Annotated in this window: 19 protein-coding genes; 13 read left to right on the forward strand and 6 right to left on the reverse strand. The window is 59.5% G+C overall.

The features are described 5' to 3' along the window. Positions 1–188 precede the first annotated feature (188 nt). The 6 genes from ABF990_RS01680 (at position 189) to ABF990_RS01705 (ending at position 5697) form a co-directional block, all read left to right on the forward strand. Complete coding sequence (locus ABF990_RS01680) at positions 189–1079, forward strand: MurR/RpiR family transcriptional regulator (RefSeq protein WP_415490129.1); 891 nt, start codon at positions 189–191, stop codon at positions 1077–1079. Then, a complete protein-coding gene (locus ABF990_RS01685; protein WP_415490130.1) occupies positions 1076–2404 on the forward strand; it encodes an aspartate aminotransferase family protein in 1329 nt (442 codons plus the stop codon). Before ABF990_RS01680 ends, ABF990_RS01685 begins: the two co-directional genes overlap by 4 nt. A gap of 61 nt (positions 2405–2465) precedes the next feature. Beyond that, positions 2466–3209 carry a glutamine ABC transporter substrate-binding protein GlnH gene (glnH, locus tag ABF990_RS01690; RefSeq protein WP_415490131.1) on the forward strand — a complete coding sequence of 248 codons (744 nt, stop codon included), beginning with the start codon at positions 2466–2468 and terminating at the stop codon, positions 3207–3209. A gap of 40 nt (positions 3210–3249) precedes the next feature. Continuing rightward, positions 3250–3906: a glutamine ABC transporter permease GlnP gene (gene glnP, locus ABF990_RS01695; RefSeq protein ID WP_415490132.1), complete on the forward strand. Its 657-nt coding sequence runs from the start codon at positions 3250–3252 to the stop codon at positions 3904–3906. Positions 3907–3908: 2 nt separating this feature from the next. Then, positions 3909–4631, forward strand: a complete 723-nt coding sequence (gene glnQ / locus ABF990_RS01700) for a glutamine ABC transporter ATP-binding protein GlnQ (RefSeq protein WP_415490222.1) — start codon at positions 3909–3911, stop codon at positions 4629–4631. Then, positions 4621–5697, forward strand: coding sequence for a C45 family autoproteolytic acyltransferase/hydolase (locus ABF990_RS01705; protein ID WP_415490133.1), 1077 nt, complete (start codon positions 4621–4623; stop codon positions 5695–5697). Before glnQ ends, ABF990_RS01705 begins: the two co-directional genes overlap by 11 nt. Positions 5698–5706: 9 nt before the next feature. On the opposite strand, the gene ABF990_RS01710 is transcribed toward ABF990_RS01705, so the two are convergent. Further along, positions 5707–7128 (reverse strand): PLP-dependent aminotransferase family protein, encoded by a 1422-nt coding sequence (locus tag ABF990_RS01710; protein ID WP_415490134.1) that lies wholly within the window; start codon positions 7126–7128, stop codon positions 5707–5709. A gap of 104 nt (positions 7129–7232) precedes the next feature. Here ABF990_RS01710 and ABF990_RS01715 point away from each other — a divergent pair, with 104 nt between their 5' ends. After that, a complete protein-coding gene (locus ABF990_RS01715; RefSeq protein WP_415490135.1) occupies positions 7233–7952 on the forward strand; it encodes a pyridoxamine 5'-phosphate oxidase family protein in 720 nt (239 codons plus the stop codon). A 180-nt stretch (positions 7953–8132) separates the two neighbouring features. On the opposite strand, the gene ABF990_RS01720 is transcribed toward ABF990_RS01715, so the two are convergent. Next, positions 8133–9791: a phospholipase C gene (locus ABF990_RS01720; RefSeq protein WP_415490136.1), complete on the reverse strand. Its 1659-nt coding sequence runs from the start codon at positions 9789–9791 to the stop codon at positions 8133–8135. Positions 9792–9923: 132 nt separating this feature from the next. Further along, the gene (locus tag ABF990_RS01725) at positions 9924–11222 is read right to left on the reverse strand and encodes a cytochrome-c peroxidase (RefSeq protein ID WP_415490137.1); all 1299 of its coding nucleotides are present in this window, start codon (positions 11220–11222) and stop codon (positions 9924–9926) included. A 433-nt stretch (positions 11223–11655) separates the two neighbouring features. Between ABF990_RS01725 and sodC the strand changes: the two genes are divergently transcribed. The 4 genes from sodC (at position 11656) to ABF990_RS01745 (ending at position 16463) form a co-directional block, all read left to right on the forward strand. Further along, on the forward strand, positions 11656–12186 hold the full coding sequence (sodC, locus tag ABF990_RS01730; protein ID WP_415490138.1) for a superoxide dismutase[Cu-Zn]: 531 nt from the start codon (positions 11656–11658) through the stop codon (positions 12184–12186). 375 nt (positions 12187–12561) lie between these two features. After that, complete coding sequence (locus ABF990_RS01735) at positions 12562–14940, forward strand: TonB-dependent receptor (protein WP_415490139.1); 2379 nt, start codon at positions 12562–12564, stop codon at positions 14938–14940. Positions 14941–14948: 8 nt separating this feature from the next. Next, on the forward strand, positions 14949–15743 hold the full coding sequence (locus tag ABF990_RS01740) for a tetratricopeptide repeat protein (RefSeq protein ID WP_415499830.1): 795 nt from the start codon (positions 14949–14951) through the stop codon (positions 15741–15743). 546 nt (positions 15744–16289) lie between these two features. Next, the gene (locus ABF990_RS01745) at positions 16290–16463 is read left to right on the forward strand and encodes a DUF3309 family protein (RefSeq protein WP_415490141.1); all 174 of its coding nucleotides are present in this window, start codon (positions 16290–16292) and stop codon (positions 16461–16463) included. A 68-nt stretch (positions 16464–16531) separates the two neighbouring features. Here the strand turns inward: ABF990_RS01745 and ABF990_RS01750 are convergent, their stop codons facing one another. The 3 genes from ABF990_RS01750 to ABF990_RS01760 form a co-directional block, all read right to left on the reverse strand. Continuing rightward, positions 16532–18334 (reverse strand): FUSC family protein, encoded by a 1803-nt coding sequence (locus ABF990_RS01750; RefSeq protein ID WP_415490142.1) that lies wholly within the window; start codon positions 18332–18334, stop codon positions 16532–16534. A 103-nt stretch (positions 18335–18437) separates the two neighbouring features. After that, the gene (locus ABF990_RS01755) at positions 18438–19343 is read right to left on the reverse strand and encodes a LysR substrate-binding domain-containing protein (protein ID WP_415490143.1); all 906 of its coding nucleotides are present in this window, start codon (positions 19341–19343) and stop codon (positions 18438–18440) included. A 131-nt stretch (positions 19344–19474) separates the two neighbouring features. Next, positions 19475–20395 (reverse strand): LysR family transcriptional regulator, encoded by a 921-nt coding sequence (locus ABF990_RS01760; RefSeq protein WP_415490144.1) that lies wholly within the window; start codon positions 20393–20395, stop codon positions 19475–19477. Positions 20396–20583: 188 nt separating this feature from the next. Between ABF990_RS01760 and ABF990_RS01765 the strand changes: the two genes are divergently transcribed. Together ABF990_RS01765 and ABF990_RS01770 are read left to right on the forward strand one after the other, a co-directional pair. Next, positions 20584–21066, forward strand: coding sequence for a lipocalin-like domain-containing protein (locus ABF990_RS01765; protein ID WP_415490145.1), 483 nt, complete (start codon positions 20584–20586; stop codon positions 21064–21066). A gap of 581 nt (positions 21067–21647) precedes the next feature. After that, positions 21648–23393: an oleate hydratase gene (locus ABF990_RS01770; protein ID WP_415499829.1), complete on the forward strand. Its 1746-nt coding sequence runs from the start codon at positions 21648–21650 to the stop codon at positions 23391–23393. The last annotated feature ends 83 nt before the right edge of the window (positions 23394–23476 follow it).

Here is a 23476-nt window from a genome sequence, read left to right on the forward strand (position 1 = left end):
TCGGGTTGGGGTGTGCGTGAGGCCGAGCATTATGAGGGGCTCGGTATAATTCATTAATTGATGAATAAAGCGTTGTCGATTGGCGGGCGGCCTTTTTCAGTGATCAACGAAAGAAACATTTGTATTTTATTTTCTAATTGCGATACATATGTTTCATTCCTTTCAGCATATGATCCGCAAGGTAAATCGTGGACAAAGGCCCCCTGAACGACGCGCTTGTCGCGGGTTTTGAATCGCTTTCTCCGCAGTTGCAGGCTGCGGCGCGGTATGTTGTCGACAACCCGCGCGACGTCGCCTTGCTGTCCATGCGCGAACAGGCACGGCGGGCGGAGTTGCAGCCGGCAACCATGACCCGCCTTGCCAAGCATCTCGGGTATGACGGTTACGACGCCATACGCACGCTGTACAAAGATGCCATGCGCGACAGGCTGGCCGGTTTTGCGGACAAGGCCGGGGCTCAGGCACAGCACCAGAAACTGTTGGGCGATGGCGCTCTGGCGGCGGCAATCCTTTCCGCCATGCGCGAGCAGGTCGGCCAGCTTGCGACCCCCCACGCCCTGCCCCGTATCGCGCAGGCAGCCGCCTGCCTGAGCCGTGCCCGCATGGTATATTGTCTGGGCCTGCGCGCCAGTCATCCCGTTGTGTGGCACCTGCATTATATTCTGTCGCTCAGCGGCGGAAAGTCCGTGTTGCTCGACGGTATCGCAGGGACCGGGATCGACCCGATCGCCCGGGCGGACCGGCAGGACGCGCTGCTGGTTGTGAGCATCATGCCTTATACCCGTGCAAGCATAGAGGTGGCCGAATATGCAAAACACCTGGGTGTGCCCATTATTGCCTTGACCGACAGTGAGGTATCGCCCCTCGCCCGTCTGGCGGATGCCTCCATCCTGGTGCAGACCGAAAGCCCGTCGTTTTTTCACAGCCTGGTGCCGGCCTTTGCCGTGGCCGAGGTGTTAGGCGCCCTGATAGCCGGCCATGGCGGTGAGCGTACGCTGGCCGCCCTCCAACGTTCCGATGCGTGGCTTGAGGCCATTCAGGCGCATCTTCCCACCCCTTCTGTCAGGACAGGTTCATGACGCATCTGCTGCATCGTTCCATTCATGGACATTTGCCTGTCGCCGTGGGGGGCAAGGGTATTCATCTGTACGATGCAGACGGAAAATCCTATATCGATGCCTCCGGCGGCGCGGCGGTGTCCTGTCTGGGACATAACCATGCGGAGGTTCAGGCTGCGCTGCATGCCCAGCTTGACCGGCTGGCCTATGCCCATACCAGCTTTTTTACGACCCGGGTGGCGGAGGAGCTGGCGGATATGCTTATAGCTGACGCACCGGCAGGGCTTGAGCACGTCTACCTTGTCAGCGGTGGGTCCGAAGCGGTCGAGGCCGCACTGAAGATGGCGCGGCAGTATTATGTCGAAAAGGGAGAGGCCGGGCGGCGGCATATCATTGCACGCAGGCAAAGCTACCATGGCAATACGCTGGGGGCGCTTGCGACGGGTGGTAATGAATGGCGCCGCGCCAGATTTCGTCCCCTCTTGATCGAAACCCACCATATAGCCCCCTGCTTTGCCTATCGCGGCAGGCATGAAGGTGAAAGCGATGCTGCCTATGCCGAACGCACGGCGAACGAGCTTGAGGCAAAAATTCTCGAACTCGGTGCCGATGAGGTCATGGCGTTCGTGGCGGAAACCGTCGTGGGGGCAACTGCCGGGGCCGTGCCTCCGGTTGCGGACTATTTCAGACATATTCGCAGAATATGCGACAAATACGGCGTTTTGCTGATACTGGATGAGGTGATGTGCGGCATGGGCCGCACCGGCACGCTGCATGCCTGCGAACAGGACGGCATATCGCCCGATATCATGACGATCGCCAAAGGCTTGGGCGGTGGCTATCAGCCGGTGGGCGCGGTGCTGCTGTCGGGGCGTATTTTCGATACATTTGCCAACGGGTCGGGGTTTTTCCAGCACGGACATACCTATGCCGGACACCCGATGGCCGCTGCCGCAGGCCTTGCTGTGCAGACCGTGGTCAAGCGTGATGGTCTGCTGGGTAACGTGCGGATTATGGGGGATTTCCTGCAGGCGGGACTGGAGGCCCGTTTTGGGGAACATCCTCATATCGGGGATATGCGTGGCCGTGGCCTGTTTCGTGCGGTGGAACTGGTGCGCGACCGTGCCAGCAAGACCCCTTTCGATGCCGGGCTGAAACTGCATGCCCGTATCAAGCAGGAGGCTCTGGCGCGTGGCCTGATGGTTTACCCCATGGGGGGCACCGTAGACGGCCAGAGTGGCGATCATGTGCTGATAGCGCCGCCCTTCATTGTCGGGCAGGCCGATATAGGGGCGATTGTCGAACGGCTGGGCGATGCGGTCGATGCCGCTCTCGTTGCGATATGACGTTAGGAAAAGCGGTGTCGGGGCGGGTGATGCGTGTTTTCGGATGGAGAGGACGTTTTTTATGACAATGCGTATCACCCCCTGGTTGCTGGGGCTTTTCGCGCTGGTTCTGTCGGTGGTTCCCGCTTGCGCGGCCGATCTTGTCGTGGCGACCGATACGGCCTTCATGCCGTTCGAATTCAAGCAGGGTGGCAGGTATGTCGGCTTCGATATCGATCTGTGGGACGCCATCGCCAAGGATATCGGCGTGACATACACCCTTCAACCCATGGATTTCAGCGGTATTGTGCCCGCCTTGCAGACCGCGCAGGTGGATGTCGCGGTATCTGGCATGACCATCAAGGAAATACGGCGCAGGGTTATCGATTTTTCCGACAGCTATTACGATAGCGGCGTCATGCTGATGGTGCCCGTGGACAGCCCCATAACCGGGGTTGAGGATCTGAAGGGCCGAAGCCTGGCGCTCAAGACCGGTACGGCTTCGGCCGATTATGCCAAGGACCACTTCAAGGATACCGAGTTCCGTCTGTTTCCGAATTTCGACAACGCCTATCTGGAACTCATGACCGGGCGGGTCGATGCGGCCATGCACGACACACCCAACGTGCTGTACTACATCAACACAATCGGACGCGGGAAAGTCAAAACCGTAGGCGCGCAGATGATGGCGCAGCAATATGGTTTCGGTTTTCCCAAAGGCAGCCCGCTTGTAGCCAGGGTCAATGCGTCGCTCGCCCGGCTCCGCAAGGACGGGACATATGACGCCATCTATAAAAAATGGTTCGGCGTAGCCCCCAAACTCTGAACCGTTTCAACCTTGCCCAGAGACCAAGGGGAGTAAGCCAATGGATTTCGACTGGTCGGTGGTTGTCGAAGCTTTGCCAGCACTTCTGGGTGGGGCGAAGCTGACCGTTCTTATCTCGGCCGCGGGGCTTGTGGGCGGCACAGTGATAGGCGTTCTTGCCGGTTTTGCGCGCGCATTCGGCAACAGGCCGCTAAATGCCATTGCCCTGATTTATGTCGAACTCATACGCGGCACACCCATTGTGGTGCAGGTCATGTTCATTTATTTCGCCCTGCCCATGCTGGCGCATATCCGGATCACGCCGCTGAGTGCCGCTATTGCCACCATTGTCATCAACGCCGGGGCCTATATTGCCGAAATTGTGCGCGGTGCTCTTCTGTCCGTCAACAGGGGCTTGAAGGAGGCAGGCTTGGCGTTGGGCCTGCCAGGCTGGAAAGTGCTGGTTTTCGTCATCGGCCCCATTGCCCTGCGCAGGGTCATACCGCCTTTGGGCAACCAGTTTATCATCAGTCTCAAGGATACGTCGCTGTTTATCGCCATTGGTGTGGGTGAACTCACGCGTGAGGGGCAGGAAATCATGGCCTCGAACTTTCGCGCGGTAGAAATCTGGACGGCCGTTGCCATCCTGTACCTGATCATGACCAGCATCCTGACCCTTGCCCTGCGCCTGACTGAAAAAAGGATGCGCATTCTATGAGTATCGTCGAATTCCGGAATGTGACCAAAACCTTCGGCAAGGTGACGGTCCTGCGTGACGTGGACCTGCGCATAGACCCTGCTGAGGTTGTGGTGCTGATTGGCCCGTCGGGCTCGGGCAAATCCACCCTGCTGCGGTGCATCAACGCGCTGGAAACCATAGACGGTGGCGATCTGGTTGTGGACGGGATCAGTGTGCATGAAAAACCGGCCCGTATCCGTGCGCTGCGCCAGGAAGCGGGGATGGTCTTCCAGCAGTTCAACCTTTTCCCGCAACTGACCGCGCTTGAAAACGTGGCCTTTGGGCCCCGGCATGTGCGGGGTGCCGGACGGGCCGCGGCCCTGGAACAGGCAGGAATGCTGCTGGCAAGGGTGGGGCTTGCCGAGCGTGGCCACCATTATCCGTCCGAACTGTCGGGGGGGCAGCAGCAGCGCGTCGCCATTGCGCGGGCCCTGGCTGTCAAACCCAAGCTCATGCTGTTCGATGAGCCCACATCGGCGCTGGACCCCGAACTGCGGCAGGAAGTGTTGCAGGTCATGCAATCTCTCGCGCAGGAGGGCATGACCATGATCGTCGTGACCCATGAAATAGGTTTTGCCAGACAGGTCGGCACACGGCTTATTTTTATGGAAGGCGGCAGGATTACCGTTGATGGTGATCCGGCTACGCTGCTCGACAACCCCGAAAACCCCCGCCTGCGTGAGTTTCTGCACCATGTTCACTGAACAGCCACACCGCCTTGCCGGACTGGATATAAGTGGCACCCCATATGAAATCGGGCATGCCCTGGGGCGGCATGGTGCGGCTGTTGCGCATGGATACCTTGTGCGCACCCATGGCTGGGCGGCCGTGACCGGCTTTTGTGACCAGCCTTTCATGCACAGGGCCCATATATTAACACAGACCCGTTTTCCGCAGTTTTACGAAGAACTGCGCGGACTGGCGGACGGGCTGGAGCTTCCGTTCGATGCTGTATTCGCCTGGAACTGCCGGGGCGATATCCGGGCCATGAACCCCGATGGCTGCACGACCGTGCAGTTGCCAGGCCCTTCCCGGGTGGTCGCGCATAATGAGGATGGCGATCCGGGCCTGCGGGCTGGCTGTGCGCTGGCGACCGTCAGACCCCGGCAGGGGCGGAGGTTCACGGCCTTTGTCTATCCTGCCTCCATTCCCGGCCATACATTTTCGCTCAATGATGCGGGGGTGGTGATGACGGTCAACAACATCCGCTCGCTGGCAGGAGGAGACGGCCTGCCCCGCATGGTGCTGACCCGCGCGCTGCTGGATTGCGGTTCAACCGCCCAGTGTGTTGAAATGCTTGAGACCCTGCCCCGTTCCGGTGGCTTTCACCTCACGCTGGCCCGCCCGGTAGAGGCTGACAGCCTCAGTGTCGAATTTACACATGGCGGATTATCCGTCACGCCGATCGTGGCGCCTGGTGCTCATGCAAACCATCTGGTGCATGATGCCATGCGGAGTGCCCCGCAGACCGTCACTCAATCATCACGGGCTCGGCAGGTGCGCGCGGACTCACTCATCGCGCGGGCTGAGCGCCATGATGCGGGTCTTGCGCTGGAGATCCTGCGCGATACACAGAATAAGGCTCTGCCGATTTTCAGAACCCAGCCGGATGACCCGGATCATGAAAACACCCTGGCGAGTGCTGTTTTTACGCTGGGGCAGGATCGGGTGGACTGCGCGGTTTACGACAACACCAGCAGCACCCCATGTTTCCGCTTTATCTGCCGGACGGAGGACGATTTTGTTGCCCCGATCCCATGTCATGCCTGACGGAGCTCGTCAGGGCAGGGTTGCGGTTCTGTCGCAGTATTGCTGGGTAGCCTGCCCCAGTGCCTGGGCTGCCGCCGTCAGGTCTGGCAGATCATGCCCGCTGAATCCGAGTATGAAGCCGTGGCGCGGCGGGTGCTCGGCGTAGGTTTCGGCCAGTAGCCGGGCCTCTACCCCGGCATGATCGCGAATGAGGGCAGCGGCACTGGCCGGCAGGTCGGCTGGCAGGTGGGCCAGCAGGTGCAGACCCTGTTCCGGCGTGATGATGTCGAGCGTTCCGGCAGAGGCGGCGCGAAGTGTGGCAATGACCGTATCCCGCGCGGTACGGTAACGGCGGCGCATACGGCGGATATGTTCAGCCACAAAGCCGCTGTCCATCAGGTCTGCTACGGCCCCTGCCATATGCCCGGCGGGAAAGCGGTCATGCCCTGCCCGTGCCGCCACAATGGCCGCCAGTGCGTCGGGCGGGACCACCATATAGGCCAGCCGCAGACCAGGGGCCAGGATTTTGGAAAACGTGCCCAGATAAATAACCCGGTCGCCCCCACCTATGCCCGCAAGGGCTGTCAGGGGCGGCCCGGCATAGCGGAACTCGCTGTCGTAGTCGTCTTCCACGATCCAGGCGTTGGCGGCACGGGCCCAGGCGACCAGAGCGGTACGGCGCGCCATGGTCATGGTAACGCCGGTCGGGAACTGGTGCGACGGCGTGACATAGACCGCTCGTGCGGCGGGGGCTGCGGCTGCACCCCGCGTGACATCCAGCCCCTCCATATCAACCGGCACGGAACATATCCTGAGTCCGGCGGCATGCAGGGTCGTGCGTGCGGCGGGGTAGCCGGGGTCTTCCATCCATACCGTATCGCCGGGGTGAAGCAGTGCTTCCGCACAGAGCCGCAGACCCTGCTGGGTACCGTTGATGATGACGACGCAATCCGGGTCGCACATAATTCCCCGATTGGCAGCAAGGTAGCGCGCCACCTGTTCGCGCAGCATCCTGTGGCCGCGTGGGTCGCCAAACCCGAATTCGAGATCGTCGCCCTTCATGATCCGGCGGCGCATGGCCGCGGCCAGCCGGGCCAGAAGCCGGGGGTCGGCATAGGTTTTGCCAAGAGCCAAAGCCTTGCCTGGCAGAGGCTTTATGGCGCCGTAAGGTAGTCTGCGTGGTGGGTCGGCGGGCCGCATGGTGGCTGGAAGGGTCGCCACGAATGTGCCTGAGCCCGTGCGTGCTTCTGCCAGACCATCGCTTTGCAGATGCTCATACGCGATGACCACGGCGTTACGCTTGACATGCAGTTGCTGGGCCAGCGCACGGCTGGATGGCAGACGCAGCCCCGCAGCCAGCCGCCCGTCAAGAATGGCGGCCCGCAATCCGGCATGAACCTGCAGCGCCTGGTTTCCCACCCTGTGGTCAAGCCGCAGGGGGATGTCGAGCACGGCTCCGGGGCGATTGAAAGTGGTTGGCATTATTTGCCTGTAATTGGCACTGGTTCCAACCACTTTATCCATGCTCGTATTGTCGCACAATGCGGGAGGATGAGATGACAGGCGACAATATCACGACGTACCCGGTGGATACGGTTAATCGGGTCAAGCGGTTGCATGATCGTGGGGCTTACGACCATGCGACGATCCATGCGTTGCTGGATGCCGCGATGCTCTGCCACGTCTCATACGTGATCGATGGGCAACCCTATTGCACGCCTACCCTTTACTGGCGTGAGGGGTCGCGGCTGTACTGGCACGGCAGCAGTGCAAGCCGCATGCTGCGCAATCTGTCCGGCGGGGAGCCCGCCTGCCTGACCGTCACGCAGATAGACAGTCTTGTTCTGGCCCGTTGCGGATTCAACCACTCCGTCGATTATCGTTCCGTCATGGCTTTCGGACAGGCGAGACTTGTAAGCGATCAGGCCGAAAAGGAACGGGCGCTTGTCATGATGGTGGACCGCCTGTTTCCGGAACGCACGGCCCTGCTGCGGCAGAGTTCCCACCAGGAGATCAAGGCTACGGCGGTGATCTTCATGGACATCGAACGCGCATCGGCCAAGATCCGCACAAAAGGCATTGGCGATAATGAGGAGGACTACAGGCTGCCGATTTATGCGGAACGTATTCCCGTAAACACGGTTCTGGGCAAGCCAGAGCCCTGCCCGCGCCTGCTGCCTGCCGTCAAGCGCCCACCCACGCTCGACGGGTATCGGGAAGGTCGCCCGCTTGAGGACTCGCTGGCCGAGGCCTACAGGGCCAGTTACCCCGATTGATGCAGGAATACGGAGCGCAGGACAGACGGCCTGCGCTCCCGCGACTTCAATCAGGATCGTAAGGTCAAGTCAGCAATGGGCAGCCTGCCCGCGTGCCTGTTAGTTTGGCAAAGGTTTTGTTACGCCCATGCGCTTTCGGTTTTAGGGCAGCCCTGTCGCAATGCCTGTTATAAAGCTGCTTTACAGGGCGAGTTTTTTGCGCGTTGTCGGGTCGGCCTTGTCGGGCGTCAGGAACAGAGGGGTCGGATTGGGGCGGGCGCGGAAATTGAAAAGACCGTTCAGCGGGGTCGATGTCTCATCGAAAGAGCCCTTGCCCAGCCGCTGGCCGTTCAGCCAGTTGTCTTCGATAAAGCGTGTGATCGAACTCTGCGTGATCAGCGTATGGCCGATATGGTTGCGCCGCGCCCAGGGCGAGATCACGAGGAATGGGACGCGGGTGCCGGGGCCGCAGCGGCCATTGACGGGCTTGCCCCCCACGCCAGGGGGGGCTGGGGCGGTGCCGCAACGGCCCGGTCCGTCCAACTGGTCGGCCTCGGGGTCGAAAGAACCATGGGAGGGAGCCACGAATGCATGGTCGTACCAGCCATCGGAATCGTCGTAAGCGATGAGAATGGCGGTGTCTTTCCACTCGGGCCTGCTTTGAATGAAATTGACCATGCCAACCACGCCAGACTGTTCGTCCAGCGGGTTCGAGTAGCCAGCGTGCCCGTCCTGAAAAGCCGGCAGTTTCAGGAACGATACCGCGGGCATGTTCCCTGCCTTAACGGCGGTTATAAAATCTTTCAGGTCATATTCATGGTTTGCCGGGTCGCGGGACTTGCCATCACTTTGCAATGTGCGCCCGATTGCCGCCGTTGAAGACGGGCGCGCATGACCGGGGTTGGCAGTACTTGGAAAATACTGAAACCAGTTATGGTGGGGAATGTAGTCGACCACGCTTTGCGCAACGACGGGCGAATAGGTGCTTCTGGCACAGCCTGTCGTGGCGTTGGCATTACGGGCCGAAAGGTCGAACCCCCCCATGAACCCCCCCCAGGTAATAGCGGCGGCGTTCAGCAGGTCGCCGATATTCTGCCCTGCCATCCATACCTGATTGGACGGTGTGGAGCAGACATCTCCCGCGGGGTCGATATCGTTGATCATGGTAAAGCCACCCTGCCCGTCGCTGATGAACGGAGATGTCACCTCCCTTGTGGCAAGGTGCTGGGTGGTTTTCCTGATCATCATCCCGTTTGTCTGACCGGATACGACTTCCAGTGCGCCGGGGGTGGAGGGACCATAGGTGTCGGTATAAAAGGCGTCGCTCATGGCGTAACGCTGTGCATAACGCCAGAATGCCGTTACCGTATTGCCGTCGAAATACCCCATGACCTGCCCGCGCGTATGAAAAGCCCCCACACCGCCGGGCGACGCCGTGCCGGTATAGCGGGGGAACAGATCGGCGCGTCCGTGATTATAGGCCAGTTGCTCGGCGGTATAGTCGTGATTCTGGTCCGACGTCGCGGCCTGGCTGCGGTCCAGCCGGAACGGAGCTGCGGCGTCCACTCCGTTGGCCGGACCGCTATTGGCGTTGTTTTCAAGCAGGCCGGCAGCCATGAGCGTGTCAGCGCCGGGTGTGCCACGTTGGGCAACAAAGCCGGGTTCGCCCGCTGGATTGGCCGCGCGGGGATACGTCGCGAAATAATGATCGAAAGAGACGTTTTCCTGGTAAATGACAACAAGATGTTTGATGGGGGTGGCCGTTGCCGCTCTGGTATGCGGCGCAGGTGTGGCCAGCGCGGTCGAGCACAGGGAGAGCGCGCATGCCATCGCAGCAAGGCTTGTAACAGGTTTTGGCATACTCGGCAGCTTTCCCATGTGGATTGGTTTATGCTTTAAAAACAGAATATTACGGCGTGGTTTCTGCCTTACTACAGGGCAACGCCCTATTGCACCGCATCTTCAAGATATGCGGTGCCTTCCCCGATCTGTCTAGTCCTGGCGCCTGTCAGCAAGTGTTTTTAAAAAAGCTATAATATCATCGCGTTCCTGCTCGCTGAATGCCGGCGGCGCACCCACGGCCTGCCCGAATGGTTTGTCCTGCACGTCGATATTGGACCCGAAGCGTGCTGGCAGGTCATTATATTTCATGACGCGGCCTGTGGCGTCCTGCGGATAAAAGGCGTGCGGTTCGGGGTCTCGCAGCCTGTAGAAGTCAATGGCCTGCGTCAGGCTGGTCAGCACCCCATTGTGGAAGAAAACCCGCCGACGCGAAACGTTGCGCAGGCTCGGGGTACGGAACATGCCACAATAGGCGTCCTTTCTGGCAATCATGCGCCCGCTGTCGCACAGTCCAAGGTCAGGCGTGAGGCGGGGTGTATGGGCATTGGCCGGCACGCCAAGGGCTTCGAACTGGTAATCTGTCAGGAGCGGGGGCAGTCGGTCAGGCCCCACCTGGTCTATATGGCATGCGGCACAATTTGCCCCGTCCGGGTTGTTGAAAGCCAGATAACCACGGCGTTCCGCGGGGGTGAAGGCGGCCTTGCCTTCAAGCCAGAGATCGAATTTGCTGGAATAAGGGTGGAAGCGCGGCTCCTCGATCTGGTAGCGCGCCAGGGCAAACAGGGCTTCTGACAGCAAAAGGCCGGGGTTGGTGGTGGCTTTTGTGCCGCTCAGCGCCAGAAGGGCATGAGTATAGGGTGCGTTCTGCAAATGATGGATGACGGCGGCTTTGTCAGCCGCCATTTCATCGGGGTTGAACAGCGGGCCGTTGGCCTGTTCCTCCAGCGTATCGGCCCGCCCGTCCCAGAACAGTCCGCCCTGCGGGACGAGATTCGTGGCTGAACTCTGGGTATTCCGCGCGGTCTTTGTCTGCGGCGCAATGGTTTGCCCTGTCAGGGAGGGAGGGGGCGTCGTTACGGGGGGCGGCCCCTCGCTCTCGGCATTATCCGGCCCGATGCTGAAAGGTGGCTGACGTTCGAGATACTTCAGGGACGGCACGTTTCTGCTGCCCTGTCTGTCCAGCATGCGCCCGCCCGCCATGAAAGCGGTACTGCCTGCGGGCGCGTAGTCATGGTGTGGCACATGGCACGATGCACAGGACAGGCGCCCGCTACCTGAAAGGGCACGATCAAAAAAAATGTCCCGCCCGACCAGAGCCATGGCCGACAGCGGGGGCGATGCCGGGCGAACAAGAGCAACCGGGCATGGATTACGCCCGTCATCCGCAGGCAGGCACCCCTGCGCGTGGGCCGGGCCTGCCGCCACTATGCTGGTTAAGCCTGCAACCATGCCCAGAGCGATTAGCACTCCCTGTCTTGGAAAGAGGGTGCGAAGGGAAAAGTGCTTTTCTGTTCCGTGTTGCGCCAACGAAAAAGGTCTGTCAGACCCGGCAGGCGTTGCGAGGGAACAGTGACACGGGGGGAAGCATCCGGTCGGGTGGCGGCACTTCAGGCTCATAGCTGTTTTTTATGCGGTGCTGCCGCCCATGTCATCCATAATTCGCCGATATGTGTGGCACGGCGCCGCAAGGCTAAAAGCCGCCGGGCAGGATATCTGTAAGGGCTTCGGCCTGCCAGACGCTGAAAGTCGTCAGGCATACGAACGTGCCGACAGGCGTTACAGCCATAACAGACGGCTTAGGCATCCATGTTGCGATAATGTGTGAATTGCGGCAGCCTGTTTGCCGGATGTTATAACCCCTTTTGAATAAAGGAGAGAGCATATGTTTGCACGACGTTATGGCTCAGTTGCCATCCTGGCCTGCGGGTTGGCCCTGCTGCCTGGTCTGGGGCATGCGGCCGATACCGCTACGGCCAACCTGACAGGAACCGATGGCAAGGAGATCGGCACGGTTCATGTTACGGACGCGCCAAAAGGGGTTTTGCTGCGTGTTGAGGTCAAAGGTCTGGCCCCGGGCTGGCATGGCATGCATTTTCACGAAAAAGGCGTGTGTGAGGCTCCCAAATTCACCAGTGCGGGTGCTCATGTTCATACGACAAAGCCAGTCGTTCATGGCCTGCTGAACGCGAATGCGAATGACGCAGGCGATCTGCCGAACCTTTTTGTGGCATCGGACGGAACCGCTACGGTTGATCTTTATACAACGCTTGTGTCCCTCAAGGGGGAAGGCAATCGCCCTGCCCTGCTCGATGCCGATGGCGCGGCGTTGGTCATTCATGCCAAACCCGACGACTACCAGACCCAGCCGATTGGCGGTTCGGGAGATCGCGTGGCCTGCGGCGTGATCCATTAATCCGTGATCTGCGCTCTCTCCGGTTCGTGGTTCCGGCACACATAGATACTGTGCGTTCCACAGCCCGGAGAGGGCCATTGGCACATCACGCCTCGGTGTGTCCTGTCCCCCTGTCGGGTGGATGTTTATTTCTGCTGGCATGGTCCCTTCCCTGACATAATGCCCGGTTTCGGCGGATCGGGGCGTGTGAAGCCGCTGGTCTGCGGCGGTGGTCGCCTGCAAAAACTCGCAGGGTCTGTACAATGTCTGTGATAAAAAAGACACATTCATGGAAGCCATGATCTGCGCGCATGGGCGATGAGTTGCAAGCAATTCGCATATGCAGTTATTTGCAATTGCGAATCAGAGGCGTTATTCAGAAGGCACCCAGCACTCATGGCAACATCCCCTATCCGGCGGTATATCAGTTCCGCTCCACTGGCTTTTGGCCTGGCAGTTGGGTACGGCACCCTTCCCCTCACTACTGACGGGGCAATGGCCGCGGACACAGCCACGGATACCACGCCCGCATCGGCCACGGCGCAGGACGTGCAGGCAACCCAGCGTACTGCCAAGCTTGCAAACAGCGGTGGCAAGGGTCCGACCACCCACAAGCAGGATGACGGCACGGAATCAGAGGAATGGCTGGTTACCGCCTCTCCCATGAACACGCTGCATACGCCCCTGGGTATCAGCCGTCTGCCGCAGGATGTCCTGCATACACCGCAGACCATCGATATTGTGCCGCAGATGCTGATGCAGCAGCAGAACGTGAAGTCGCTTGACGAGGCACTGAAAAACGTGCCGGGCATTACCGCCTCCGTGGGCGAGGGTGAAGGTGGCATGGCTGGGGACCAGTTCCTGATCCGTGGTTTCCAGGCCCAGAATGACATTTACGAAAACGGTCTGCGCGATTTCGGGGTCTATACCCGTGACAGTTTCAATTATGAAAATGTGGCGGTTATCAAGGGCCCCAGTTCACAACTGTTCGGTAACGGCACGACAGGTGGGGCCATTAACATCACCACCAAGACGGCCACGACCAAAAACCATGTCAACGCCACGTTCTCGGGCGGGAGCGGTGCGTATTATCGCGGCACGCTCGACGTCAACCATATGATTACCGACAGCATTGGCGTACGTTTTTCCGCCATGGGTAATGAAAACAATACAGTAGGACGGGATTATCTTTATTCCCACCGCTGGGGCATTGCACCGTCCATCACGTTCGGGGTGGGTAAAAGAGTGTCCTACACCATCGATTATTTCCATCAGTCCGATAATCGTATGCCCGATTACGGTGTGCCTACGACATCCTTTACGAACCGTCTGAACAAGCCCGTGACCGAATACGGGGTGTCGCGTACCAACTGGTATGGCACCACGTATGACCAGGACAACAGCAGCACCGATATGCTGACCGGCCGTCTCAAATGGGACGTCAACCAGTATGTCTCGGTCTATAACGATACGCGTTTCGGCATTTACCACCGGTATTTCTCGGCATCGCAGGAAGCGTGTAACCTGCAGTGCTCCAACTACCTGTTCTCCAGCACGCCGCAGCTTGCCACCATCAGCCGTAATGGCGGTCTTGGCGGACCCAACCCCTATCGCCAGAACGACTGGTCGGCGCAGAACGTGGCGTCCGCCGTCGCCAACTTCTTTACGGGCAGCATCAAGCACCAGATCGTGGCAGGCGTGGATGTCGAACACGTTTATGACCGTCGCCAGAACTATGCCTATGCCACCACGCGGCCGGGAACCAGCCTGCTCAATCCGTCCCGGGACGTGCCCGGGCTTGTGCTGGGTGGATCGGGGCAATACCCGCAGAACCTGACCAACATGCCAGGTGGCGTGGGCCGCAAGCAGTGGAAAACCGGCGATGCGACGGATGTTGGCGCGTTCCTGTCCGAACAGGCGTGGCTTGTGCCATGGTTTTCCGTGCGGGCCGGTTTCCGCTGGGATCACTGGAACAGCCATTACAGCGCGACCGGCGGGTCAACGGCTACAGCCGATACCTATCTGGGCCAGAAGCAGGATACGTTCAACCCGAACGTAAGCCTCATGTATACGCCCAACAGCCATTCCATGATCTATTTCAATTGGGCGCAGTCAACCACCCCGCTCGGCCTGTATGTGACCAACAGTTCCGAACCGCTCAAGTCCAGCACGGAAGGGTTCAAGCCCGAACGGAGCAACCTGTACGAAATCGGTGCGAAATATTCCGCGTTCCATGACCGCATGGGCTTTACGGCGTCTGTCTTCCGTCTGGAAAAAGGCAACTCCATCCAGACCGACAGCAACGGCGATATCTCTGCCTCCAGCGACACCCAGCGCAACCAGGGTGTGGAACTGAGCGCCTCCGGGCGGATCATGAAGAACTGGAACATCATTGCCACTTATGCCCGTTACGACAGCAAGACCACATCTTCCGCAACGGCGGCCAACCGTGGCAAGCAGGTGCAGTTTGTGCCGCGTAACCAGGCAACTGTGTGGAGCACGTATGAAATCGCGCCCCAGACACCCTATAATGTCATGTTCGGTGGTGGTCTGACCTGGCGTGAGGCCGTTTACCTCGACCCTGCCAACACGGCGCGTGTGCCTGCCAATGTCGAGTTCGATGCCGTGGTGTCGCATCACTTCGACAACCACTGGAAGGTCACGATGAACGGTTACAATCTGGACAACCGCCTCAACTACGGCAGCCTGTTCTCCAACCGCGTTACGCCGTCCATTGGCCGGGCTTTCCTGTTCAACGTCGCGGCCGATTACTGATCAGCACCATGCCACGCACGCTGTTTGGCAAAATCCTGCGCCGGGGTGGAAAAGCCCGCCCCCGCGCGGAACAGCCTGCCCTGCCGGATGATATCGAAACCATCCGGCAGCGTGCGTTGCTGGGGCACCATCTCGATCAGGTGCTGTGGGGCAAGATCCTGCTCAACAGCGCGTTCACGCCGCCGGACCCGAAGGCGGCCCTGGTCTGGTTCCGCATGGCGGCCAATGCCGGTTTTGGTCCGGCCCATAACATGCTTGGCCGGTGCAGCCATTTTGGCTGGGGCTGCCCCCGCAGTCTTGATGATGCCGGGCAACATTACGCAAAGGCGGCTCAGCTTGGTGACAACTGGGGTCGCTATAATCTGGCTATTCTGACCATGCGCGGTCTGGGCCGCGCGCAGGACCTGCCTGCTGCGTTTGCGCTTTTTCGCACCGGCGCAGAAGCGGGTCATGCAAAATCCATGAATATCATGGCGCGCTTTTACGAAGAAGGCTGGGTGGTGACGCAGGACCGCGCGATGGCGCGCGACTGGTATCGCCGTTCCGCCGAAGAGGGCGATTACAGGGGCCGACATAATTATGCGACCCTGTTGGCCGAGGCCGGAGACGTGCAGCAGGCCTTGCAGTGGTGGGAACTGGCCCTGCCCGACGCAACGCCGGATGTCGTGCTGGCGCTTCAGCGCATTCTGCCCGAACTGGGCGGTGCGGTTCCCACAGGATTTGCAGAAAAAGTCGCTGCGCGTCTTGAACGGGCGTTACTGGAACGCAGTACAGCGCATAAAAACGATTCAGACACTATATGACCCCGCTACACGTTGCGCATGATTGGGTAGAGATGGGGGAGGTCACGCGGTTTGCAGGCAATTTCCAGTCCAGCGGTGTGTCGCCCCGTGGCATTGTGTTGCCGCACGGCTGATCGTAATCCGGACCTGACGAGATCGCCCGAGGCCGTTGGCTGAAAGATGCTGGCCGGTATGGGGTGCTACACGCCATTTTTGGCACCTTGCCTCATTCAGTGAAGGTGCCGCTGCACTTTGCACAGGTCAGGCGTAAAGCAGACCGTTTTGGCGGGGCGCTGACCAGCATGGTCTCATTGCCCGCCCGTAATCCTCTACCACGTTCCCGTGCTGGACAGGGGGCGATGTCATGCCCGTGCGGCTGATCGAACGGGCAGATATCCTGCGGGAGGTTATGGTCTTGCAACGGGGCCGCAACCAATACCCTGTGTCGCGCGTATTAAGGGCGTTACGCCTTGAGTGGCGCAGGTTCATGCCAGATCATGCATGGCGATACCCCCGATCGATCAAAACAACAGCCGCGCTGTTAACAGTAGGACTACGTACATGGGAATGATATTACTTATCGTTATCCTGATCGTGCTCTTTGGCGGTACAGGTGGATATTACGGATATAATCGGTATGGTGCGCAGGGGCTCGGGGGTGTGCTGGGACTGATCCTTATTATCCTGCTTATTCTGTGGTTTCTGGGCGATATTGGCGGACCGTATTTTATCCGTCCGTAAATGCCGGTCACATGCCTGTTCCGGTGGTCATGGCATAGTGGGCTGCGAGGCCATTGCGCGGAAAGGAATTATGGCGCGCCGTTTGAACTGCGCGCTATACCCTGTAGCGCCGTGATGACATCCCGGTTGGTCTGCCCATGACGTTCAAGGTTACGCAGAACGATACACGCGGTTCCGATCGCGGTGGGCGTATTCCGCGTCCATGCACGCAGGAAGACGTTCAGCCGCCTGCGGGTGGCCGCAGGTGTATGGGGTGCGTTCGCTATATCGCGTAGCTCGATCACCCACATGCCAAGTACCATGGCCTGAAGCTGTGCCGCCATGGCATGGCGCATGGTCTCCTGCGGTACACGCAGGCACATACGTGCGGCCCTGACCATGCTGTCCGCATTTTCCGACAGCCATCGATGCACGGACATGCCCCGGTCCCGGGGAAGGATTTCCAGCCGCCTGCCGACCCAGCGTGCCGTGCGCCGGAGGTGATCGTCCGCCTTGAACGGTAATACAACCCCGAATGTCAGGCGCGCGAACAGGACTGCTCCCAGAAAGGCTGCCGTTGTGTTCAGGAAGGAAATTTCATCGGCCCGCATGAGATTGGACGGGCCGATCAGGACGGGCAGGAACATATTGAACGAAAAGGCGTGGTTGACCAGTGCAGGATTACGGGCAGCAAGCCCCCCTGCAATGCCGGGGATAAAGAGCAGGCAGGCCAGACATTCCGGGCTGGTTACAGCCGGGACAAGCATGAAAACAAACACGGCCGCAACGCCCGCACACCACAAGGCCCCCCGAAAAAAGCCCGATGACGCCAGCGCGGGAATTTCACGCGTGTCCAGCAGGCCATAGACCAGCGCCACATATGCAACGAACGCAGTGCCCGCGGACCAGGCCGTTATTTCCCATAGCAGCCACGCCCCGATAATACCCGTAAACGCCCGCAGCGCATTGCGGAAAGCCTCTGCCTTGTCGCGGGGGGATCGGGTGCGGAAAGTAAAACGGTCCCCACGCTTCGGGTAGACAATGGCCTGCATGTGGGCCTGCGCTTCTGCCAGCCCTTTGCTGATATCCTCATCCGGGGCGCCGCCTCGTGCCCGTGCCAGAACACCCAGCAGGCAGGCCAATGCCCCACGGGCATGGTCGCCCATCCGGCGTGCGCCCGGTCCTATTTCCAGCACGTCGTATTCGATACGGGTATTGGTTGCGATGACCGCCGCCAGCACCTGCTGTTCTGTCGCTATGGTCCAGACCTTGCCGGGCGTGTCTGCCACGTGGCGCGACACCTGCTCGATCATCTGTTCCAGGCGGGACAGCAACCGCTTCCGGGCCTGGTTTCTGACCGCGGGCAGAAAGAGTGCCGCCAGCGCGGCTTCGCAGACAATACCGAGAACGATGTAGGTGCCACGGGCAATGGCCACGTTAAACACGTCGTCCGGCTGGTGAATGGCCCCGGTTGAAACAATGACCGAGGTAAAGCTCGCGACCAGAAACCCGTATCGACGGTACCCGCCAAAAAAGGTCGCAAAACCGCAGCACAGGCTGATCCACAGCGCCAGGCAGATAAAGAACAGGCCGGATTGCTGCGGAAAGGCCGCGATCAGTCCAGTGCCCACACAGCACCCGACCATGGTGCCGACCAGACGCCAGCGTGCCTTGGACAGGGTTTCCCCCCGGGACGCAGTGGCTACGACCCATACGGTCAATGGCGCCCAGGCCGGGCTGTCCAGTTCCATCCACATGGCAATGAGCAGAGACAGGATGGCAGCGGCGGACGTGCGGACGGCAAACCCGAGATCGGCGTGGGTGGGAGCCAGAAGCCAGCGCCACTTTTGCGCGATATCTGCTGGCCATATGCTGGCGATCTGCCCGTTCAAAGCCGCTTTCCCCTCCTGCTGGGCAGGTAGAGTGGAAGGTCAGGTGGGCGGCGTCCAAGACATTCTCATGATCTCATCATAAATACGGCTTATAATGTGTGTCTTAAAGGTGCAGCACGTCACTGAGTACCAGGTGGCTGGCAATATCCCACGCTTTTGCCATTAAGGCCGTTGTTACGGTCTGGTGCAGCCTGACCAGACCGACGGCAGGACTTGGACACGGCGCAATGCGCCGGATCTGGAGGTTTGCGGCGTGCTCTCCCTGCGATGGCAGGGCTGTAACGGGTAGAACCGTCGCCAGACGACCGGAAAGAAGCTCTCCGTATAACAGTTCGAGCGAGTTCGTTTCGAACAGGACATTCGGGCTTATTCCTGCTTTTTTGAAGCATCCGTCGACAATCTGGCGGGTGCGCATGGACGGCGTAAGCAGGCACAGAGGCAGGCGGGCCACGTCGTCCCAGCCGCATGTCCTGCGGTTGCCCGCGATCATGCCTGGGGCTGCCGCCAGCACATGTTGCTCAGTATAGAGTTCGTGGATGATGAACGCATCGCCCGGCGGCACCTGATCGAGATACATCAGCCCCATCTGGATGCGGTGCTCCATCAGATCCTGAAGAATATCGGCACTGGCGGACAGGGTGAGCTTGACATGCAGCGCAGGAATGGCGGCCCGCAGGCTTTCCATCAGATGCGGGATAACCTGCACCGCAGGGGGCATGGCGCCGATGGCAAGCGTGCCCCCCGCGACATCGTGGGCGAAATGGGCCTCCTGCCGAAGTCCGTCGAGTGCGGCAACGGTTTGCCGCGCCCAGGCCAGAACACGCTCCCCCTCCTGCGTGAAGCCGAAAACGCGCCGGTTGCGCTGCACGATCGGCACGCCCAGCTCGTGTTCAAGCTGGCGGATGGCCATGGACAGGGCTGGCTGCGATACGCCGCAGTGTTCTGCCGCGCGCGAGAAATGGCGGAACTGCTCAAGTGCGATAAGATAGCTGAGTTGGCGAAGAAACACGTGGTGGACCCATGGATACGAAACCCCACCATTGTGTCGCGCCATGCCTGTTCTGGCAATTCATCCCGGTCATGTGACGCAACCCGCAAATACGCGCTGGTTCGTTGCACCGCAGGCTCAGCCACCACCGTTCAGGTGCTGTCAAGAAAGCCTGCGGTGCGGATATACGGCCTGAGATCGTTCAGGAATGCCCTGATACTTGCCCGTGTATGCTGGCGACTGGGCAGGACCGCGTAGAGATCGATCTTTTCCCCCTGCAGATCGGGGAAAATGCGCACGAGCTTGCCTTCCTCCAGGTCCTGATACACGTCGCAGAGCAGCTTGTAGGCGATCCCCTGCCCCGACAGCGCCCAGTCGTGAATGATTTCCGCATTTGTGGTCGAGAGACGGGGTTCGACTGTGACGACATCGGTTTCCGTTTCGTTCCCGATCACCCATTTGTTGAGCAGGGCCATGGTCTTGTTCCGCCGCAGGCAGAGACAGTCGTGCTTTGTCAGGTCGCGCGGGCTTGCAGGCAGGGAACGGCGCGCAATGTAGTCCGGCGATGCACACAGAACCCGGATGGTGGAGGCAAGCCGCGTGACGACCGCCCCCGGCGTATCGGGCAACCCCAGCCTGAGCACCACGTCAAGAGAGTCGCTGAAATCGTAAATCCCTTCGGATGCGAGGGCGAGATTGATTGCAAGCTTGGGGTGCCGGGCGCTGAAAGTTTCTATGAACGGTGCGATCTGCCTGCGGCCCAGTTCCACAGGGGCTCCTATGCTCAACGTTCCGCGCGGCGCGCTGGTGGTGAAGGAAATCTCCTCCTCCAGTTGGTCGATATCGGCAACAATGCGCAGGGCGCGCTCGTAATAGAGCCGCCCGGTCTCGCTCAGCCCGAAATGTCGGGTGTTGCGTATGACAAGGGTGCTGCCCAGCCGGGTCTCGAGACGGGCCAGCCGCCGGGACACCGCAGCGGGGGACGTTCCCAGGCTGCGCGCGCCAGCACTCAGGCTGCCTGCATCAACCAGACCGATGAAAAAACGCAGGTCTCCGATTTCGTCATAGGACAAGTTCTGTTTCTCCCCTGCCTGACAGAGTGCTCCATTTTTGCGTTCAACGTAATATTATTTTTCCTCAAATGTTACTACCGATCAAATTGAAGAGAGGGCATGTTGATCCCAACAAAGACCGAAGACGCTAAGCCGGCGAAATTCAGCGCTAGCAGGCAAGCGATTTGTGCCAGCAATGGAATGGAAAAATGGCAATTCAGGATGTCGTTCAGCATAGCCATGCTGAAGTCGAAAACGAGGAACTGAAACAGCAGCTCATCGGAACATGGGAACTCGTGTCCTATCGGGTGGAGGAAAAGGAAAGCGGTGCTTTCATCAACGCCATGGGGCCAGCACCCAGAGGGCGCGTGATCTTTACCCCCGATGGCTGGGTTGCCTTCAACCTTGAGGGCAGCCACCGCCATCCCGCCACAAATGACGAAGATCGCGCCCATCTCATGAAAACCCTGGTTGCCTATATCGGCCGCTACCGTGTCGAGGGTAACCAGTGGATTACCAGTGTGCAGACCGCCTGGGCACCGGAATGGGTTGGAACGGAGCAGCGCCGCACGGTTACAGTGACCGGCGAATACGCCGATGTTCTGACGCCATGGCGGAAAATGCCCAACTGGGCGGCGGGTCGCCTGTCCCGCAGCATCATCCGTTTCCGCCGTGCGACTGTCGCACCGTAAGGGGCGGTATTGCTCTTTGTGCTGGAGTGCGAACCCGGCGTCGCAGGTTCACCCTAACGTGCCGGCGTCGCTGCCAGCACACCGGCTTTCGGGCTCCTGCCCTTGAGGCTGCGGCCTATGGCATTGTTGCCAGGCCGCGCCATTTTACTGAATAATATTGGCCAGATGCCTCCACGGCGCTGCAGTGATCGGTAAGCACTCCCCCGTTTCTCCGATGACACGACGGAACCGACACCACGATCTGTGGCCCGCAATGGGCCGGAAAGCCTGGTCTTTCATTTATAATCAAAGACTTGACTCATGGCTTTCGCTCCGAATGGTTCTTGTTGCCCGCGTTCTTATGCCTTTGCTGGCTGACGTTGCATGCAGCCAAACACCTTTCAATTGCGTTGGGCTGTCGGTAGCGCCAATGGCGATATGGCCGGGCGGTGATGTTTTACCCGTCATGATTCCCCTATGCCCGTTGTTTACAGAGTGTTGACGCATATCAACGAAAATGGACGGCGGAAATCATACCATAGCCAAACTCATGTCTTCCCGATCCAAGCGGCCCATAAGGGTTCTGAAAGCAGCGACGCGCGATGAGATACGCCCACAGCAATTTCGAAGCTTTTGTACGCCCGGCAAAGCCCGCCGGTATTGAAAACCGCTCGGTCTGGATTGTCGGTGGTGGTCTGGGCGGTATGGCGGTTGCGGCTTTCCTGATCCGTGACGCGCAGATGGCTGCGGAAAAAATCACCATTCTCGAAAGCTCTGACGCCGACGGTGGCGCGCTGGACGGTGCCGGCAGTGCCGAAACCGGCTGGCTGATCCGGGGTGGGCGTGAAATGGAGGAGCAGTTTCAATGCCTGTGGGACCTGTACCGTTCCATTCCGTCGCTGGAAGTGCCGGATGCCTCGGTGCTGGATGAATTCTACCGTCTCAACCGGGTCGATCCCAGTAGCAGCCCGGTGCGCGCCATGTGCGGGCGCGGCAAGGCGTTGCCTGATCGTGACAGCCTGACCCTGATCGGCAAAGCCCGGCGGGAGATCATTTCCCTCATTCTTGCGGACGAGGCCACGCTCGATGGCAAAACTATCAGCGATGTTCTTTCCGACGATTTCATGAAATCGAATTTCTGGCTGTTCTGGCGTTCGATGTTCGCGTTCGAGACATGGCATAGTGCGATTGAAATGAAGCGCTACCTTGCCCGGTTCGTACACCAGATTCTGGGATTGAAGGATCTGCACACTCTCAAATTCACAAAATTCAACCAGCAGGAATCCCTGAGCAAGCCGTTGGCGACCTGGCTGTCTGAGCGGGGGGTGGTTTTTCGCCATGGCGTACAGGTTACCAATGTACGGGTTGACGTGTCGGCGGCAAAAAAAGCGGCGACCCGTATTGACTGGCTGGAGCACGGGCAGCCAGGTGGTGTTGATGTGAGTGAGACCGATCTGGTTTTCGTCACCAATGGGTCCATGGTGGAAAACTCTCGTTGGGGAGATCACCACACTCCTGCCATGGTGGATACGACCATTGCGGAAGGAAATATCTGGCAGTTATGGCGCAATATTGCCGCCCAGGACCCCGCGTTCGGGCGGCCGGATGTATTTTGCGGCGATACCGTGAAATCGCGATGGGAGTCGGCGACTGTCACCACGCTTGATGCGCGTATTCCCGAACTTGTCCATAAAGTCACGGGGCGGGACCCGTTTTCCGGCCGTACTGTGACGGGCGGACCTATTACAGTACAGGATTCCGCATGGTTGATGAGTTGGGTTGTCAGTCGTCAGCCGCATTTCAAAGGACAGCCGAAAGGGCAGATGGTGGTCTGGCTTTACGGGCTGTTCAGCGATGTGCCAGGGGATTACGTGAAAAAGCCCATGCAGGATTGCACGGGAGAGGAGATTACCCGTGAGTGGTTATACCACATGGGTGTGCCTGATGCGTTGATTGACGATATGGCAGCCACAGGGGCTGTGACCCATCCCTGTATGATGCCATTTATTACAGCCCAGTTCATGCCGCGTTCAGCCGGGGACCGACCGAATGTGGTGCCGGATGGTAGCGTGAATCTCGCCTTTATCGGCCAGTTTGCCGAAACACCGCGCGATACGGTGTTCACCACAGAATATTCCGTGCGTACGGCGATGGAGGCAGTCTACACGTTGCTGGATATCGATCGCGCGGTTCCCGAAGTTTTTGGCAGTATCTATGATGTCCGCATGCTGCTGCAAGCCGCTGCGGAGCTGCGTGACGGAAAGAAGGTGCCCGGTTCGGGGTTGATCCACCGCCTGACGGACGGCACGGAAATCGACAATTTACTCGAACGCTACGGGTTGATCTGACGGCCCGCATCAAACTGCGAGGTGCGTCGTCAATTCCGGCTATGGCCATGTAATTCTGAAAGGTCACCGTAGCCCAGCCCGGA

This window comes from Acetobacter sp. (genome assembly GCF_047723915.1).
In the GTDB taxonomy this organism is placed as follows: domain Bacteria; phylum Pseudomonadota; class Alphaproteobacteria; order Acetobacterales; family Acetobacteraceae; genus Acetobacter.

Coding starts and splice junctions, on each gene's coding strand:
- ABF990_RS01685 (WP_415490130.1), top strand. CDS start 1,076: ATGACGCATCTGCTGCATCGTTCCATTCATGGACATTTGCCTGTCGCC.
- glnH (WP_415490131.1), top strand. CDS start 2,466: ATGACAATGCGTATCACCCCCTGGTTGCTGGGGCTTTTCGCGCTGGTT.
- glnP (WP_415490132.1), top strand. CDS start 3,250: ATGGATTTCGACTGGTCGGTGGTTGTCGAAGCTTTGCCAGCACTTCTG.
- ABF990_RS01705 (WP_415490133.1), top strand. CDS start 4,621: ATGTTCACTGAACAGCCACACCGCCTTGCCGGACTGGATATAAGTGGC.
- ABF990_RS01715 (WP_415490135.1), top strand. CDS start 7,233: ATGACAGGCGACAATATCACGACGTACCCGGTGGATACGGTTAATCGG.
- ABF990_RS01720 (WP_415490136.1), bottom strand. CDS start 9,791: ATGCCAAAACCTGTTACAAGCCTTGCTGCGATGGCATGCGCGCTCTCC.
- ABF990_RS01725 (WP_415490137.1), bottom strand. CDS start 11,222: ATGGTTGCAGGCTTAACCAGCATAGTGGCGGCAGGCCCGGCCCACGCG.
- sodC (WP_415490138.1), top strand. CDS start 11,656: ATGTTTGCACGACGTTATGGCTCAGTTGCCATCCTGGCCTGCGGGTTG.
- ABF990_RS01735 (WP_415490139.1), top strand. CDS start 12,562: ATGGCAACATCCCCTATCCGGCGGTATATCAGTTCCGCTCCACTGGCT.
- ABF990_RS01740 (WP_415499830.1), top strand. CDS start 14,949: ATGCCACGCACGCTGTTTGGCAAAATCCTGCGCCGGGGTGGAAAAGCC.
- ABF990_RS01745 (WP_415490141.1), top strand. CDS start 16,290: ATGATATTACTTATCGTTATCCTGATCGTGCTCTTTGGCGGTACAGGT.
- ABF990_RS01765 (WP_415490145.1), top strand. CDS start 20,584: ATGGCAATTCAGGATGTCGTTCAGCATAGCCATGCTGAAGTCGAAAAC.
- ABF990_RS01770 (WP_415499829.1), top strand. CDS start 21,648: ATGAGATACGCCCACAGCAATTTCGAAGCTTTTGTACGCCCGGCAAAG.